Below are 16,876 nucleotides of genomic sequence, written 5' to 3'. Positions count from 1 at the left end.
TTTCGACCCGTGGTGATCGATCACCCGGCCTTCGCCAGCTCCATGATCATCCGGGTCAGCAGGTAAATCCGCGGCGATACGCTGTCCACTTCAGCGTATTCCTCAGGCGTGTGGATGTTGCCGCCGACGATCCCGAAACCGTCCAGCGTGGGCACGCCCACTCCCGCCGACAGGCTGGCATCCGCCGCACCACCGCTGCCCTCGATGGTGAGCTTGCGACCGATTTCGCCGTAGATGCCTTGGGCCATGTCGACCAGCTTGTCCGATTCGGCGGTCTGCGGCATCGGCGGCAGACCGCGCTCCAGGCGGGTGGTCACTTCGGTGTCCGCAATCAGCTTGTTGGCCGAGAGCCGCGCCAGATCTTTTTCAATACGGTCGAATTCTTCGGGGACTGCCGCGCGCACGTCGGCCTTGGCGGTGGCCTGATCCGGAATGACGTTCACGCGATCCCCGGCGTTGAGCACGGTGAAGTTGATCGTGGTTTTCTTTTGCGCGTCCCCCAGTTGGCCCAACTGCAGGATCTGATGCGCTGCTTCCATTGCCGCATTGCGCCCAATCTCCGGCGCCACACCCGCGTGGGACGCTTTGCCTTTGACGTCGACCACTGCCGTCGCGCTGCCTTTGCGCCATACCACAAGCCCGTCGGCGGGACGACCGGGTTCCAGGTTCAAGGTCACGTCGTGCTGCTTGGCGACTTTCTGAATCAACTCGGTGGCGCCTTTTGACCCGGTTTCTTCGCTGGCGTCGAGCAGAAAAGTGATTTGCGCGTAGTCCTTGAAGTCCAGGTTCTTCAGAATTTTCAGCGCATACAGACCAGCGACGATCCCGCCTTTGTCGTCCATTACACCCGGCCCGTAGGCGCGACCGTCCTTGATGTGGAACGGTCGTGCCGCTGCCGAGCCCTCCTTGAATACGGTGTCCATGTGCGCCATCAGCAGGATCTTCGCCTTGCCGGTGCCTTTGAGCGTGGCGACCACGTGGCTGCTTTTGTCAGGGGCAGTGTTGGGAATGGTCTCGATGGTCGCGCCCAGTTTCTTCAGCTCATCGACGGCAATTTCCCGCACCTGAGTCAGACCTGGCTCGTAGCCGGAGCCCGTGTCGATGTTGACCAGACGCTCCAACAGTTTCAGCGCTTCATCTTTGTACTGTTCGGCATCGGCCTGCACCTGCTTATGGGGCTCGGCGAGGGCTGGGGCAGCCACAGCGAAGGCAAGGCTCAGGGCCAGGGTGCGGGCGAGGGCGGATCGGGTGAAAGGCAGCGGCATGTGTCAATCCTTGATTGTTATGAAAGGTTGCGGTTCCTACCCTAGCGGCTTGTACAGGTTTGTGCATGCTGAAATTCCTCGGGCTCCGCGAACGCGCTGTCCGACAAAACGTCGAACCTTTGCCGTGAGCTACCCTCAATACTTCAACATCCGCAAACAGAGGAGCAGCGCACCATGCCGGTCAAGCACGATTTGTATGCCGATTTGAACATCACCAAAGACGAACTGAGCAAGCATCGGAGCAGGGATGCCAAGCTCAATCAACTGGTGGTCGACTATGAAACGCTGGACGCCGATATCGTTGAAGCGGAGGGGGCGTCGGGAGAGCTCTCGGACGATCAGCTGAAGACGCTCAAGGAAAAACGCTTGCTGGCCAAGGACAGGATCGTCCAACAGGTTTCGTCGCTGCACTGATCCGCCCGGCGCTGAGTCGTCGGTACGGCAGGTCTCCTAATAGGTGGCCTGCCGTTTTTTTTTGTGTCTCTTACGGGCCCACAGGCGATGGATCCAGACTCCAGGCGAAAAAAAACGGCGCCGGGGCTTGCGCCGTTGATTGTGTCTGCCACTGGGTAGCGGCAGATGACTCGCTAAGACGATGAACCGGGGGGCTCACTGCGGCTCTTGATTGGGCGCGATCTCGGCTTGAATACGTTTGTAGATCTCTTCACGGTGTACCGAGACGTTCTTCGGCGCGTTGATGCCGAGTCTGACCTGAAGGCCCTGAACGCCCAGAATGGTCACGGTGATTTCGTCACCAATGTTTATGCTTTCGCCGACTTTGCGGGTGAGTATCAACATAATCTTTTCCTTGATGGCCTCTTGAAGCGCCTCTACCAGGAGGCTGGCGTTAGCCTTGGGTGGTGGTTATTGCCGAGTGCATCCAAATGCGTTCATCAATATGACGCCGTTGGCACGTTTTTAATTCCCCAGGTTCATCTTCTTGTCATTGGTTGGGTGTCCTGAGGCCAACCGGCACATGAATTTTTGCCTGCTTTTGTGCGACAAATCCCCTACTGATTGGCTATGAGGGTGATAGCCAGATCCAGAGCGGCGCCTATTGCACACTCCTTTCGCATTTAATGCAAAGAACTCGTGCCGGACGGCGATGAAATTTTTCTTCATTCAGCCTGTGCGCGATGTCCTAAAGGAGTGTAGGAGACTTCCGAATTACGTGACGGCAAAGTGATAACAGATGACAAGAAAAAGCGTCGGCCCAACCGTTCGAGGGGATGCTAAGGGCGGCTGGCGTATCGATCGAAGGGGGAAGGTGCAGAAAGCGCATAAACGACATGCCCACCGCGAGGGTGGGCATGGGGGGCAGCAGTCAGCGAATCAGACCACCAGCGAGAACAGCATGATGAAGATGATGCCTACCACCGACAGAATGGTTTCCATCACGGTCCAGGTCTTCAGCGTCTCGACCACGGTCATGTTGAAGTATTGCTTCACCAGCCAGAAGCCGGCGTCGTTCACGTGGGACAGGATCAGCGAGCCTGCGCCGGTGGCCAGCACCAGCAGCTCGCGGTTGACGCCCGGCACCAGCGCCACGACCGGCGCGACGATGCCGGCGCCGGTGATGGTCGCCACGGTGGCGGAACCGGTGGCCACGCGAATCACTGCGGCCACCAGCCAGGCCAGCAGGATCGGCGAGATCTGCGCCTGCACCGCCATGTGGCCAATCAGGTTACCCACGCCGCTGTCCACAAGCATCTGCTTGAAGCCACCACCGGCACCGACGATCAGCACGATGGCTGCCACGGGCGCCAGACTCTGGTCGAGCAACTTGATGATCTGCTCGCGGCTGAAGCCACGGGCCGAACCGAAGGTGTAGAACGCCAGCAGCAGGGCGAAGAGCAGGGCAGCGATCGGGTGACCGATGAAGTCCATCCAGATGCGGAAGATGTGGCCGTTCGGCAGTGCAACGTCTGCGAACGTCTTCAGCAGCATCAGAAACACCGGCAGCAGAATGGTCACCAGCGTGATGCCGAAGCTCGGCAGGTTGTCGTTGGTCGACTCCTTGGCGATCTGGTCCATCAGCTCCTTGTTCGGGTTGCCGGGGATGCGATTGGCGATCCACTTGCCAAAGATCGGACCGGCAATGATGGCCGTCGGGAACGCCACGATCAGACCGTAGAAAATGGTCTTGCCGATATCGGCGTTGAAGATGCCGATGGCCAACAGCGGGCCCGGATGCGGCGGCACCAGACCGTGCACCGCAGACAGGCCGGCCAACAGCGGGATACCGATTTTGACGATGGACACGCCGCTGCGACGGGCAACGATGAACACCAGCGGGATCAGCAGCACAAAGCCAATTTCGAAAAACAGCGGGATGCCGACGAGGAACGCCGAAAACATCATCGCCCAGTGCACGCGCTCCTTGCCAAAGCGGCGGATCAGCGTCTGGGCGATCTGGTCGGCACCGCCGGAGTCAGCCATCAACTTGCCGAGCATGGTGCCGAGGCCAAGGATGATGCCGACGAAACCGAGGACGCCGCCGAAGCCGTCCTGGAACGATTTCATGACTTTGTCGACCGGCATCCCGGAGGTCAACCCGAGAAAACCGGCGGCAATGGTCAGTGCAATAAAAGGGTGGACTTTGAACTTGGTGATCAATAGCACGAGGCCAATGATGGTCACCAACGCATCGACCAACAGATACGTCTCTTGAGTCATACCAAACATGGGGTGTCTCTCCGTTGTATTTTGTTTTTTTGGAGCTACTGCTCTGCGCTGTCGTTCACTGCCGTGTGTGCTGAAAAGACAGCGCTATCTTTGTCGCTCACGCCGGATCGCTGATCAGGAGCCGGTGAGAGCGGTGGCAGATGGGGTGTGTGATGCCTTCCACCAGGCGGCGGCTTCGATACCGATGGTCTCGATCGATTTCGAAGCGTCCACCACCAACGTGCGGTCTTCACCGTACGGGGGTTCGAGGGTTGCGAACTGGCTGTCCACCAGGCTGGCCGGCATGAAATGCCCCGGACGCTGTGAGCAGCGTTCGGTCGCCAGTTCTTTGCTCAATTCCAGAAAAACGAAGCCCAGCCCTGGCACGGCGGCGCGCAGGCGGTCTCGGTAAATCAGCTTGAGGGAAGAACAGGTCAGGATCGGTTTCTCACCATTGCGCAATGCGTCGGCCACTTCTTCGCCAAGACGGGTCAGCCAGCCAGCGCGGTCTTCGTCATTGAGGGGGTGGCCAGCGCTCATCTTTTCGATGTTCGCTTTGGGATGAAAGGCGTCGCCTTCGATGAGGCGACCGCCGCTGTGTTTGGCGATTTCAGCACCCACGGCGCTTTTGCCGCAGCCTGAAACACCCATGATCACGAGGGCGGAGATAGCGTTTGGAGCAGTAGTCATAAGAACCTCGTCCCGAAGACAGCGCTGTCTTTGCCGGTAGGTGTGCAAGTCCGGCAAGGCTGTTTCCGGGTGTAGTCATTGTTATGGGTATCTCGCTGATCCATGAGATGCATTCGTCCCGTTGACGCGTGGGTCAAAGAGTTGCGGGCCTCCGTGAGATAGCGCTACCTTAGAGCCCATCCGAGACAATCGCAACCCCTTCGCTTTCACTTGCAATCAGTTGGCAACGCATGACACGCATTGGTTCCCGTTCCACCGGCCGTCCTACCTTGAATGAAGTCGCCAAACTGGCCGCTGTCTCGCCCATCACGGCGTCCCGCGCCCTGCGCGGCGTGGCGACGGTGGCCCCGGGACTGGTGGAAAAAGTGCAAGCGGCTGCGCTGAGTCTAGGCTATGTGGCTAACCCTGCCGCCCGGGCATTGGCGTCCTCGCAAAGTCAATCGGTGGTCGTGCTGGTGCCTTCCCTGTCCAACCAGTTGTTCATCGAAACCCTCGAAGCAATTCAAACCGTATTGCGCCCCCGTGGCCTGGAAGTGGTGATCGGCAACTATCACTACTCGCCCGCCGAGGAAGAAAACCTGCTGCGCAGCCATTTGGCCAACCGCCCTCGGGGCATCTTGTTGACCGGATTCGATCGCAGCCAGGCCGCGCAACAATTGCTCGCAGCCAGTGGCGTGCCTTGTGTGCACATGATGGAACTGGACCCCGAGCGCGGCGAACCCTGCGTGGGGTTTTCTCAGCAGCAGGCGGGCGCCGAAGCGGCCAGACACCTTCTGAGTCGCGGGCGTCGGCGTCTGGCCTACGTGTCGGCGCAGCTGGACCCACGGGTGATTCAGCGCGGCACCGGTTTTCGCGCAGCGCTTGAAGCCGAAGGGCTGTACGACGAAGCGTTGCAGATGTCCACGCCGCTGCCGTCATCGATCGGGCTGGGGGGGGAGCTGTTCGCGCAATTGATGGATGCGCATCCGGACGTCGACGGGATCTTTTTCTGTAACGACGACCTGGCGCAGGGCGCGACTTTGGAAGCGTTGCGTCGAGGTATCAAGGTTCCGCAGCAGGTGTCGCTGATCGGTTTCAACGATCTGCCGGGGTCTGCCCATATGGTCCCGCGCCTCACCTCGATCCGCACCCCCCGCGAACAGGTCGGTCAGCGCGCCGCGCAACTGCTGCTGGGGCTGCTGGACGGCAATGTGCAGGAGGAACAGGTGGACCTGGGATTCGAATTGGTGGTGCGGGAAAGTACGTAAAGGCTGCATCAGGTGAGTTGTAGGAGCCGGCTTGCTGGCGAACGCGCGGGTTCAAACTCCCTGCGTTGTCTGACATGACCTGTTCGCCAGCAAGCCGGCTCCCACAGTGAATCGCATTTCAACCGATGATCATCACCTTGCACTAAAACCGTGTTTCAGCTGCAGAGGATCACTCTTGCTTCTTGAACGCCAGGCGGAATTCATGCAGCAACGGCTCGGTGTACCCGCTCGGTTGCTCGTGGCCTTTGAACACCAGCGCGCAAGCGGCCTTGAAGGCAACCGACTTCTCGAAGTTCTCGGTCATTGGCGTGTAGTGCCGATCCCCGGCGTTCTGTTTGTCCACCACCTTGGCCATGCGTTTGAGGGTTTCCATTGCCTCATGCTCATGAATCACGCCGTGGTGCAGCCAGTTGGCCATGTGCTGGCTGGAGATGCGCAGGGTGGCGCGGTCTTCCATCAGGCCGACGTTGTGAATGTCCGGCACTTTCGAACAGCCCACGCCTTGCTCGACCCAACGCACCACGTAGCCCAAAAGGCCCTGTGCGTTGTTTTCGACTTCCTCCTTGATCTGATCTTCGGTCCACTTTGGATCAGCAGCGACGGGCACGCTCAGCAAATCCAGCAGGATTTGCTCGCTCTCGCTGTCGAGGTCGACCTTCTCCAACGATTGCTGCACCGCCTTCACATCGACCTTGTGGTAATGCAGCGCGTGCAGGGTCGCTGCGGTGGGCGAGGGTACCCACGCGGTGGTCGCCCCGGCTTGCGGGTGGCCGATTTTCTGCTCCAGCATGTCGGCCATCAGGTCCGGCATCGCCCACATGCCCTTGCCGATCTGCGCCCGACCGCGCAAGCCGCAGGCCAGTCCGACCAGCACGTTGTTGCGCTCGTAGGCCCTGATCCACGGCGTGGCTTTCATGTCGCCTTTGCGCAGCATCGGCCCGGCTTCCATCGACGTGTGCATCTCATCGCCCGTGCGGTCCAGAAAGCCGGTGTTGATGAACGCGACCCTGGCCGAGGCCGCGTTGATGCAGGCCTTGAGGTTGACGCTGGTGCGCCGCTCTTCGTCCATGATCCCCATCTTCAACGTGTTGCGCGGGATCTTCAGCATGTCCTCGATGCGTCCGAACAACTGATCGGCGAACGCCACCTCTGCCGGGCCATGCATCTTTGGCTTGACGATATAGACGCTGCCCGCTCGCGAGTTGGCCCGCGCGTGCAGGTCATGCAGAGCGATCAGACTGGTGATCACGCCGTCGAGGATGCCTTCGGGGATTTCCCTGTTGCCGTCGTACAGAATGGCCGGGTTGGTCATCAGGTGGCCGACGTTGCGAATGAACAGCAATGACCGTCCGGGCAGGGTAATCGGGCTGCCATCGGCAGTGGTGTAGTCGCGGTCAGGGTTCAGGCGTCGGGTAAGGGTCTTGCCCCCCTTGACCAGTTCTTCGGTCAGGTCGCCTTTCATCAGACCCAGCCAATTGCGGTAGATCACCAGCTTGTCGTCGGCATCGACGGCGGCCACCGAGTCTTCGCAATCGATGATGGTCGACAACGCGGCTTCCATCAGCAAATCCTTGATGCCGGCCGGATCGGTGCTACCGATGGCACTGGTGGGGTCAAGCTGGATTTCGATGTGCAGGCCGTGGTTCTTCAACAGGATTGCCGATGGCTGGGCGACGTCGCCTTGATAGCCGACGTATTTTTCCGACTGCAGCAGCGGCGTCTGACTGCCGTCGGCCAGCGTCACGATCAGCGTGCCGCTGTCCACGGCATACGCTGTGGCATCGACGTGGGAACCCGCGGCGAGCGGGGCAGCCTGGTCGAGCAGTGCACGGGCGAAGGCGATGACCTTGGCGCCGCGCAACGGGTTGTAACCGGCCTTGATCTCTGCGCCGTTGGCGCTGGAAATGGCATCGGTGCCGTACAACGCGTCGTACAGCGAACCCCAACGCGCATTGGCGGCGTTGAGCGCGTAGCGGGCGTTGGCCGCAGGCACCACCAGCTGCGGACCGGCCTGTTCGCTGACTTCGATGTCGACATTGCGGGTGGTCGCCTGGACGATATCGGGTACGGGTTGCAGGTAGCCAATGGAATCGAGAAAAGCGATGTACGCGGGCATGTCGGTGACCGGGCCGGGGTTGGACTTATGCCACTTGTCGAGCTGCGTCTGCAGACGGTCGCGCTCGATCAACAACTCACGGTTGATCGGCGCCAACGCGTTGACCAGCGAATCGAAATCCGCCCAAAACACCTCCGAGCTCAAACCGGTCTCGGGAAGCACCTCTTCGTCGACGAAGCGTTTCAGATTGGCGGCCACTTTGAGGCTGTGGCTGTTGACGAATTCGGTCATCTCGGGCTCCTCGTTAAAAATGTCTGAATGAATCTACGCTGTTCTGTTTCTGCCCCAAGGGCTTGGGAGCCGGCTTGCTGGCGAAGGCGGTGTGTCAGTCCCCTGTTGGACGCAGGCAAACTGTATTCGCCAGCAAGCCGGCTCCCACAGAAGGCGCAGCGTGGCAGGTTCTTAACCCGCATTCACGGCTGCCACACCCGCCCTGGCCACCTGGGCGTCCTGATCGGCCTTCACCCCTGACACACCCACCGCACCGACGGTTTCGCCGCCGACGATCACTGGCACGCCGCCTTCCAGCGACGTCAGCAGTGGCGCAGTGACGAACGCGGTGCGCCCGCCGTTGACCATCTCTTCGTAGCCCTTGGACTCCCGGCGGCCCAGCGCCGAGGTGCGGGCTTTTTCGATGGCGATGTAGCCACCGATCGGTGCACAGCCGTCCAGGCGTTCGAAGCCCAGCAGATGGCCGCCGTCATCGGTCACAGCGATTGACACCGCCCAACCGTTGGTCTGTGCTTCGGCGCGGGCAGCGGCAAGGATCTGGGTCACCTCGGTCTGGGTCAGTACGGCTTTGGTTTTCATGCAGCGCTCCTTGGGTGTGTGATGAGTGATCTGAGACGGCCTGCGATCAATTGGGATGCAAGGCGTCTTCGATAAGTTCGATCCAGTGTTTGACCGGTGTGCGACCCGCACTGGCCAAGTGGGTCTGGCAGCCGATGTTAGCGGTGGCGATGACCTCCGGGTTGCCGCTTTCCAGCGCATTCATCTTGTTGTCGCGCAGTTGCTTCGACAGCACCGGCTGGGTGATCGAATATGTGCCCGCCGAGCCGCAGCACAGGTGCGCGTCAGGCACTGCGGTCAAATTGAAGCCCAGCCGGGTCAGCACCGACTCCACCGCACCGCCGAGTTTCTGCGCGTGCTGCAGGGTGCAGGGACAGTGGAACGCCAGTTTCGTGCTGGTACAGGCGCCGAGTTTTTCCAGCGGCTCGGCGCGCATCACTTCCACCAGGTCTTTGGTCAACGCGCTGACCTTCGCCGCCTTGTCGGCATACGCCGGGTCGTCGCGCAGCATATGCCCGTAATCCTTGACGAACGCCCCGCACCCGCTTGCGGTTTGCACGATGGCCTCAGCGCCGGCCTGCACGCTGGGCCACCAGGCATCGATGTTACGGCGAGCGCGTTCAAGCCCCTGTTCCTGCGCGTTCAGGTGGTAATCCACGGCGCCGCAACAACCGGCTTCAGCAATGGATTTGACGCTGATGCCCAAGCGATCCAGCACCCGCGCCGTCGCTGCATTGGTGTTGGGCGACAGACCCGGTTGCACGCAGCCTTCGAGAATCAACACCTGGCGCGCGTGTTGCCGAGTGGGCCGAGCCCCGGCTGGCCGGATCTGGCCGGGAAGTTTGTCCTTCAAGGCACCGGGCAGCAGCGGCCGAAACGCGTTGCCCATTTGAGTCAGGGTTTTGAACAGCCCGGCGTTGGGCACCACGGCGCGCAGGCTTTCACGCACCACGCGCTGGCCCATCGGACGCGGCACAGCGGCATCGACCACGGCCCGGCCGATGTCCAGCAGGTTGTGGTACTGCACGCCGGAGGGGCATGTGGTCTCGCAGTTGCGGCAGGACAGGCAGCGGTCGAGGTGCAGCTGGGTCTTTTCAGTGACGTCCTGGCCTTCCAGCACCTGCTTGATCAGGTAAATCCGGCCTCGAGGGCCGTCCAGCTCGTCGCCCAGCAATTGATAGGTCGGGCAGGTGGCATTGCAGAAACCGCAATGCACGCAACTGCGCAGAATGCTTTCTGCTTCTTCAGCGCGGGGCAGGTTTTTCGCGTGTTCGCTCAGGGTGGTCTGCATGGTCAGATCTCCGCGTACATTCGGCCCGGATTGAAGATTTCGTGCGGATCGAGTTGCGCCTTGAGCTGGCGGTGATAGCGCAAAAGGGGTTCTGCCAACGGCTGGAACGGGCTGTCGGACAGACCGTGGCTGTAACAGGTCGCGTGGCCGCCGACGGCGCTGACGAGGGCGCGGATGTCACTGCCCGGCGCGTCGGATTTCAGCCAGCGTTGCGCGCCGCCCCAGTCGATCAATTGATCCCCCGGTAGGTCGAGCGCCCCGGTACTAGTCGGCAACGACAGGCGCCACAGCGGGCGGCCGTCGGTGAAGAAATCCAGTCGGTGATCGTTCAGCGCGCCCCAATACGCCGGGTCGATGGACTCGCCGCCGAGACGATCATGGGCCGCCGCCACCGAGCCTTCGCCACCTTCAAGGCGCAGCCGAAGCACACGACCATCATGGCTCGCCGCGCTGATCGGCAACGGCTGCTGGCCCCATTCGGCCAGGCGGGCGAGGGCGCGGACACTGTCGATTTCCAGCGCGATGCTGGTGCACAACCGAGGCTTGGGCAGGACTTTCAGCGAGACCTCGGTGATCACGCCAAGGCAGCCGAAGCTGCCCGCCATCAGGCGTGACAGGTCGTAACCGGCGACGTTTTTCATCACCTCGCCGCCGAATTTCAGATGCTTGCCCAGGCCAGTAATGACCCGAGTGCCGAGGACGAAATCCCGCACCGAACCAGACCACGGCCGACGCGGCCCTGACAGCCCTGCGGCAATCATCCCGCCCACCGTTGCGTCGCTCACGCCGCCGTCGCTGTAGGTCGGTGGCTCACACGGCAGCATCTGGCCTGCCGCCTCAAGCGCGGCATTCAGCTCCGACACCGGCGTGCCAGCGCGGGCGGTGATCACCAATTCGGTCGGGTCGTAACTGACGATGCCGCGATGGAGCCGCGTATCGAGCACTTCCCCGGCCACTTCACGGCCTAGAAACGCCTTGCTGTTGGCGCCCTGAATGCGCAAGGGCAGGCCCACGTGGATGGCCTCATTGACCTGTTCCAGCATCCCGTCGACGGCATCGCGATCCTGCGCCATGGGTTGAGGTTGACGTTCGGCGCCCATCAGAAACGCTCCAGTTCAGGGAAGGGCAGCTTGCCCATGTGCACATGCATCGCGCCGAATTCGGCACAGCGATGCAGCGTGGGAATGTTTTTGCCGGGGTTGAGCGTGCCGCCGGGATCGAACGCGGCCTTGATTGAATGAAACAGGGTCAGTTCGTCGCTGTTGAACTGCGCGCACATCTGATTGATTTTCTCGCGCCCCACGCCATGTTCGCCGGTGATGCTGCCGCCGACCTTCACGCACAATTCGAGGATCTTCCCGCCCAAGCCTTCGGCCCTGTCCAGTTCGCCGGGCTGGTTCGCGTCGAACAGGATCAGCGGGTGCATGTTGCCGTCGCCTGCGTGGAAAACGTTGGCGACGCGCAGGTCGTATTCTTCGGACAGCGCGGAAATGCCCTTCAACACGCCGGGCAATTCCCGACGCGGAATAGTGCCGTCCATGCAGTAGTAATCCGGTGACAGCCGACCCACGGCAGGGAAGGCGTTTTTGCGACCGGCCCAGAAGCGCACGCGCTCCGCCTCATCTTTGGCCTGACGCACTTCGGTAGCGCCAGCCTTTTCCAGCACGGCGCGCACGCGATCACAATCGGCGTGCACGTCGGCTTCGACGCCATCCAGCTCGCACAGCAGAATCGCTTCGGCCTCCACCGGGTAGCCGGCGTGAATGAAATCTTCAGCAGCGCGAATGGCGAGGTTGTCCATCATCTCCAGGCCGCCGGGAATGATCCCTTCAGCAATGATGTCGGCCACGGCGCGACCGGCTTTCTCCACCGAATCGAACGCCGCCAGCAGCACCCGCGCCACTTGCGGCTTGGGCAGCAGTTTGACCGTGACCTCGGTGATGATGCCCAGCATGCCTTCGGAGCCGGTGAACAATGCCAGCAGATCGAAACCGGGGCTGTCTAGCGCGTCGGAGCCCAGCACCATGCGCTCGCCCTCGACGGTCAGAATGTCGACTTTCAGCAGGTTGTGCACGGTCAGGCCGTATTTGAGGCAGTGCACACCACCGGCGTTCTCTGCGACGTTGCCGCCAATGGAGCAAGCGATTTGCGAGGATGGGTCGGGGGCGTAATAAAGGTCATACGGCGCTGCGGCCTGGGAAATCGCCAGGTTGCGCACGCCGGGTTGCACACGGGCGAAGCGGCCAGCGGGGTCGATGTGCAAAATTTTGTTGAAACGCGCCATCACCAGCAACACGCCTTTTTCCAGCGGTAGCGCGCCGCCTGACAGTCCCGTACCGGCACCGCGCGCGACCACCGGCACACCGCGTTCGTGGCAGACCTTGAGCAGCGCCTGCACCTGCTCGACCCTCTCGGGCAGCACCACCAGCATCGGTGTGGTGCGGTAGGCAGATAGGCCATCGCATTCGTAGGGGCGCAGTTCTTCCTCGCGGTGGAGGATGTCCAGGTCCGGCAGGCGTGCTTGCAAGGCTTGCAGCAATTGGGCCTTGTCGATGGCAGGCAGCGCGCCGTCGACGCGTTCGTCGTACAGAATATTCATGGGGGTTCGCCACCCTGTTTTGTTCTTATTGATTAAGGCCCGTTCACAGCTGGAACGTTCTACGGCTGAGTTGCATCATTGGCCTGACGAGGCTTACTGTCCATGGCAGAACGCACTGGTCGAACCAGTTTTTTTCGGCATTTGCACAGGCGGGTATGGAAAAAATCCGACAAATCAATGATCTGTGCGGCTTTGGATGCCATGCCTGCTTGTATCAAAAGCTGGTCATACCAGTTATGACGGGCGGGTAATCTCTGTAGGAGCCGGCTTGCTGGCGAATGCGGTTTGCCAGCGAGCATGGAATTTCCCACGGAATGGCAGCGCGACTGAGTCCCTTGCACGGAGCCACATCAATGGAAAACGTCGGTACAACCCGTCCGCAACAAGTCGCCGACGTGGTCAGCGAGCGCATCGAGCGGCTGATCGTCGACGGCGTGCTCAAGGTCGGGCAATTGCTGCCCTCCGAACGTCGTCTGACCGAAAAGCTCGGCGTATCACGCACCGCGTTGCGAGAAGGGCTCAAACTGTTACGAGCCAGGGGCATCATCGACACCCGCCACGGGCAGGGCTCGTTTGTCGCGCAGATGGGCGGGCTGGGCGTCACGGCCACGTCGCCGATGATGCACCTGTTCGCCTCGCAACCCCGCACCCTGTACGACCTGTTCGAAGTGCGCAGCCTGCTGGAAGGGGAATCGGCGCGATTGGCCGCGCTGCGCGGCACTGACGCCGATTTCGTCCTCATCACCCGTGCCTACGACGCCCTGGTTGCCGCCCACGATCACGTGCTGTCTGCCTCCGAACATGCGCGGCTTGATCACGCGTTTCACCTCGCCATCTGCGAAGCGTCCCACAACCCGGTGCTGGTGCAGACGTTACGGTCGTTGACGGACCTGTTGCTCAATACCGTGTTTGCCTCGGTCAACAATCTCTATCACCGACATGAACAGAAACGCCAGATCGACCGGCATCACGCGCGGCTCTACAACGCCGTGACGGGACGCTTGCCGGAGCAGGCGCGCAAGGCTGCCGTGGCGCACATCCAGAGTATTTGCGAGAACCTGCGAGAGATTGAGAACGAAGAGCAGCGCTTAGTGAGGGCGACATTGCGATTGGAGGGCTGGGCGTGACGGTGGGCGAGTGAGCGCTAGAGGCCCGTTGCTACAGACACGGCGGTCAAGCTTGACTCCGCGTGATGAATACTTCAGTTTGTTACGCATTGCGTAAGCCGCTTACGAAAATAACAAGAAGCAGGGTCTTTCCGTGGATCTCTACACCTATTATCGCTCGACCTCCAGCTACCGGGTGCGCATCGCGCTGGCGCTGAAGGGGGTTGAGGTCAATGCCATGCCCATCAACCTGATCCGCGACGGCGGCGAGCATCGCAAGGCCGACTATCTGGCGGTCAATCCCCAAGGCCGCGTGCCGGCGCTGCGTCTGGAAGAGGGCGAGGTGATCATTCAGTCACCCGCCATCATCGAATACCTCGAAGAGCGTTTCCCGCAGCCTGCGTTGCTGCCCGAAGACCTGTTCCAACGTGCCCGGCATCGTGAAGTGGCGGCGCTGATTGGCTGCGACATTCACCCGCTGCACAACGTCGCCGTTCTCAATCGTCTGCGCGGCCTCGGCCATGACGAAGGCGATGTGAACGCATGGATCGGTCACTGGATTGCCGAAGGCTTCAGGGTTGTGGAAGTGCTGATTGGCGACGAAGGGTTCTGCTTTGGCGCCGTTGGGTTGGCTGATGTGTATCTGCTGCCTCAACTGTATGCGGCTCGCCGTTTCAACGTCGACCTCAGCGCCTTCCCGCGCATCTGTCGGGTCGAGGCGTTGGCGTCGCCGCACCCGGCCTTTAAAAAAGCGCATCCTGATGCGCAATCTGACAAGCCGGAGTAACCTTTCCTACATGAAAATCTTCGGTCTGCAATTGATCTTCGGCGACTTCCTCGCCCGCAGCGTGCGGGGCATTCCCTGCGCGCCACCCGCTGAACAGTGATCTTCGCCGCTGTGCATTTCACTTTTTAGCAGGAGCAAGACCGTGACTGACCTCTACGAAAACCCGATGGGCCTGATGGGCTTCGAATTCATCGAATTCGCCTCGCCAACCCCCAACACCCTCGAACCCGTGTTCCAGATGATGGGTTTCACCAAAGTCGCCCATCACCGTTCCAAGAACGTGGCGCTGTATCGCCAAGGGTCGATCAATATCATCCTCAACAACGAACCTCACAGCGAAGCGTCCTACTTCGCGGCCGAGCATGGTCCTTCGGTGTGCGGCATGGCGTTCCGGGTGAAGGACTCGCAGCAGGCCTACAAACGCGCACTGGAGCTGGGCGCTCAACCGATTGAGATCGGCACCGGGCCGATGGAGTTGCGACTGCCTGCGATCAAAGGCATTGGCGGCGCGCCGCTGTACCTGATCGACCGCTTTGGCGAGGGCACGTCCATTTACGACATCGATTTTGTGTTCATCGATGGCGTCGACCGCCATCCGGTAGGGGCCGGGTTGCAGTTCATCGATCACCTGACCCATAACGTCTATCGCGGTCGGATGGCGTACTGGGCGAATTTCTATGAAAAATTGTTCAACTTCCGTGAGATCCGCTATTTCGATATCAAAGGCGAGTACACCGGGCTCACCTCGAAGGCAATGACTGCGCCGGACGGCATGATTCGCATCCCCCTCAACGAAGAGTCGTCCAAGGGCGCCGGGCAGATCGAAGAATTTCTGATGCAGTTCAACGGCGAAGGCATTCAGCACGTCGCGTTCTTTACCGAAGACCTCATCGACACGTGGGATCGGCTCAAAGCCTTGGGCATGCGGTTCATGACGGCGCCGCCGGACACGTACTACGAAATGCTCGAAGGCCGTTTGCCAGGTCATGGCGAGCCGGAACACGAGCTGAAGGCGCGTGGGATTTTGCTGGACGGCACCTCGGACGGTGGCAGTCAGCGCTTGTTGCTGCAGATTTTCTCGGAAACCCTGATGGGGCCGGTGTTCTTCGAATTCATCCAGCGCAAGGGCGATGACGGCTTCGGCGAGGGCAATTTCAAGGCGCTGTTCGAATCCATCGAACGCGATCAACTGCGGCGTGGCGTGTTGACCGCCGATTAAGAAAGGCGAGCGCCGCGCCTCATCTGTAGGCGCGCGCGTTGTCGTGGGGCGGTAGGTCGGTTTCGCCTGCGTCGCAGGCACACCGGCATCGCGGACGCGTTCCCACAGTCCATTGATCAGATGGCAGGGATCTCCCCACCCATCCGCTCGCTGATGATCTGCGCAGTGTCCCGCACATTGCGCGCCGCTTCGGCTTGACGTTCATCGGTAAAAACGGACGCCGAGCCGACCACGGTGATCACGCCTGCCAGCTTGTTACCCATGGCGAACACAGGCGACGACACCGCGTTCACCCCCTCCATGAGCAGGCCATGGATCAGGTACACGCCGGTGCTGCGGATGTCATTGAGGTGTCGGTCGATCTCCTTCAGCTGTTTTGCCTGCAGGTGCGCCGATTCGGCGTCGCGCAACGCGGCGGTTTCGGCGCTTGGCAGAAACGCGTCGAACACCCGTCCAGTGGAAGAGCTGAGCAAGGGCAGCACCGAGCCGATCTGCGTCACCAGGGTCACCGCGCCCAAGGACTGCTCGACGTAAACCACGGTCGGACCCTTGTTGCCCCACACCGCCAGGAAGCAGGTTTCATTGAGTTCGTCGCGCAGCGCGATCAGCTCGGGCGCGCTGGTTTTCAACACATCCAGCTGGCTCAGCGCCGCCAGACCCACCTGCAGGGCGGACCGTCCGAGACGGTAGTGATGGGTGACCGGGTCTTGCTCGGCGAAGCCACTGTCGACCAAGGCCTGCAAGTAGCGATGGACCTTACTGGCAGGCATGGCGACGTGTTCAGCGAGCTTTGACAGTGAGGTGGCGGGGGCCAGTTCGGCCAAGGCTTTGAGAATGCCGACCCCCACTTCCGCGGATTGCACTTTCTGCGGGCGCGGTATTACAGGAAGTGCGGAATCATCTGTCATGGGTCAAGGCGCCAACGCTGGAAAGGCTGCTTTATAGCTTGACCGTTCCGTAAACTCAAATTACGTTATGCGTAATTCGTTTACGTACTTTTCAGGTTTGTCATGTGTAGGAGCGCTTGCCGGCGACAACGGAGTGTCAAGTTGTGCATCAGGTAACGGCTTGACGCCATCGCAAGCGAGCGCGCTCCTGCAAGT

General features: G+C 60.9%; 15 protein-coding genes. 5 read left to right on the top strand and 10 right to left on the bottom strand.

Annotated features, from left to right (window positions below):
- Positions 1 to 20: 20 nt before the first annotated feature.
- Positions 21 to 1,265 carry a M20/M25/M40 family metallo-hydrolase gene (locus B3N48_RS12130; RefSeq protein WP_296183914.1) on the bottom strand — a complete coding sequence of 415 codons (1,245 nt, stop codon included), beginning with the start codon at positions 1,263 to 1,265 and terminating at the stop codon, positions 21 to 23.
- Positions 1,266 to 1,439: 174 nt separating this feature from the next.
- Between B3N48_RS12130 and B3N48_RS12125 the strand changes: the two genes are divergently transcribed.
- A complete protein-coding gene (locus B3N48_RS12125; RefSeq protein ID WP_296183913.1) occupies positions 1,440 to 1,679 on the top strand; it encodes a YdcH family protein in 240 nt (79 codons plus the stop codon).
- A gap of 195 nt (positions 1,680 to 1,874) precedes the next feature.
- On the opposite strand, the gene csrA is transcribed toward B3N48_RS12125, so the two are convergent.
- From csrA to B3N48_RS12110, 3 genes are all read right to left on the bottom strand, one after another.
- On the bottom strand, positions 1,875 to 2,063 hold the full coding sequence (csrA, locus tag B3N48_RS12120) for a carbon storage regulator CsrA (protein ID WP_062380972.1): 189 nt from the start codon (positions 2,061 to 2,063) through the stop codon (positions 1,875 to 1,877).
- A gap of 534 nt (positions 2,064 to 2,597) precedes the next feature.
- Positions 2,598 to 3,950 carry a GntP family permease gene (locus B3N48_RS12115; protein ID WP_296183911.1) on the bottom strand — a complete coding sequence of 451 codons (1,353 nt, stop codon included), beginning with the start codon at positions 3,948 to 3,950 and terminating at the stop codon, positions 2,598 to 2,600.
- Between the two features lie 114 nt (positions 3,951 to 4,064).
- The gene (locus tag B3N48_RS12110) at positions 4,065 to 4,580 is read right to left on the bottom strand and encodes a gluconokinase (protein WP_296184472.1); all 516 of its coding nucleotides are present in this window, start codon (positions 4,578 to 4,580) and stop codon (positions 4,065 to 4,067) included.
- 269 nt (positions 4,581 to 4,849) lie between these two features.
- Here B3N48_RS12110 and B3N48_RS12105 point away from each other — a divergent pair, with 269 nt between their 5' ends.
- On the top strand, positions 4,850 to 5,866 hold the full coding sequence (locus B3N48_RS12105; protein WP_296183910.1) for a LacI family DNA-binding transcriptional regulator: 1,017 nt from the start codon (positions 4,850 to 4,852) through the stop codon (positions 5,864 to 5,866).
- 169 nt (positions 5,867 to 6,035) lie between these two features.
- Here B3N48_RS12105 and B3N48_RS12100 read toward each other — a convergent pair whose 3' ends face one another.
- From B3N48_RS12100 to glcD, 5 genes are all read right to left on the bottom strand, one after another.
- Positions 6,036 to 8,213, bottom strand: a complete 2,178-nt coding sequence (locus tag B3N48_RS12100) for a malate synthase G (RefSeq protein ID WP_296183908.1) — start codon at positions 8,211 to 8,213, stop codon at positions 6,036 to 6,038.
- A gap of 171 nt (positions 8,214 to 8,384) precedes the next feature.
- The gene (locus tag B3N48_RS12095; RefSeq protein ID WP_296183906.1) at positions 8,385 to 8,792 is read right to left on the bottom strand and encodes a heme-binding protein; all 408 of its coding nucleotides are present in this window, start codon (positions 8,790 to 8,792) and stop codon (positions 8,385 to 8,387) included.
- Between the two features lie 46 nt (positions 8,793 to 8,838).
- Positions 8,839 to 10,062 (bottom strand): glycolate oxidase subunit GlcF, encoded by a 1,224-nt coding sequence (glcF, locus tag B3N48_RS12090; RefSeq protein WP_296183904.1) that lies wholly within the window; start codon positions 10,060 to 10,062, stop codon positions 8,839 to 8,841.
- A gap of 2 nt (positions 10,063 to 10,064) precedes the next feature.
- Positions 10,065 to 11,135, bottom strand: coding sequence for a glycolate oxidase subunit GlcE (gene glcE / locus B3N48_RS12085; RefSeq protein ID WP_296184471.1), 1,071 nt, complete (start codon positions 11,133 to 11,135; stop codon positions 10,065 to 10,067).
- A gap of 26 nt (positions 11,136 to 11,161) precedes the next feature.
- Positions 11,162 to 12,661: a glycolate oxidase subunit GlcD gene (gene glcD / locus B3N48_RS12080; RefSeq protein WP_296183903.1), complete on the bottom strand. Its 1,500-nt coding sequence runs from the start codon at positions 12,659 to 12,661 to the stop codon at positions 11,162 to 11,164.
- 353 nt (positions 12,662 to 13,014) lie between these two features.
- On the opposite strand from glcD, the gene glcC reads away from it, so the two are divergent.
- From glcC to hppD, 3 genes are all read left to right on the top strand, one after another.
- Positions 13,015 to 13,788 carry a transcriptional regulator GlcC gene (gene glcC / locus B3N48_RS12075; protein WP_296183901.1) on the top strand — a complete coding sequence of 258 codons (774 nt, stop codon included), beginning with the start codon at positions 13,015 to 13,017 and terminating at the stop codon, positions 13,786 to 13,788.
- A gap of 133 nt (positions 13,789 to 13,921) precedes the next feature.
- Positions 13,922 to 14,554: a maleylacetoacetate isomerase gene (gene maiA / locus B3N48_RS12070; protein ID WP_296183899.1), complete on the top strand. Its 633-nt coding sequence runs from the start codon at positions 13,922 to 13,924 to the stop codon at positions 14,552 to 14,554.
- Between the two features lie 142 nt (positions 14,555 to 14,696).
- On the top strand, positions 14,697 to 15,773 hold the full coding sequence (gene hppD / locus B3N48_RS12065) for a 4-hydroxyphenylpyruvate dioxygenase (protein WP_296183897.1): 1,077 nt from the start codon (positions 14,697 to 14,699) through the stop codon (positions 15,771 to 15,773).
- Positions 15,774 to 15,889: 116 nt separating this feature from the next.
- On the opposite strand, the gene B3N48_RS12060 is transcribed toward hppD, so the two are convergent.
- Complete coding sequence (locus B3N48_RS12060) at positions 15,890 to 16,681, bottom strand: IclR family transcriptional regulator (protein WP_296183896.1); 792 nt, start codon at positions 16,679 to 16,681, stop codon at positions 15,890 to 15,892.
- Positions 16,682 to 16,876: the final 195 nt, after the last annotated feature.

The organism is Pseudomonas sp. UBA1879, from assembly GCF_002338065.1.
GTDB lineage: Bacteria > Pseudomonadota > Gammaproteobacteria > Pseudomonadales > Pseudomonadaceae > Aquipseudomonas.
Note: the sequence above shows the minus strand (reverse complement) of the source record. Positions and strands in the feature narration are given on the sequence as shown.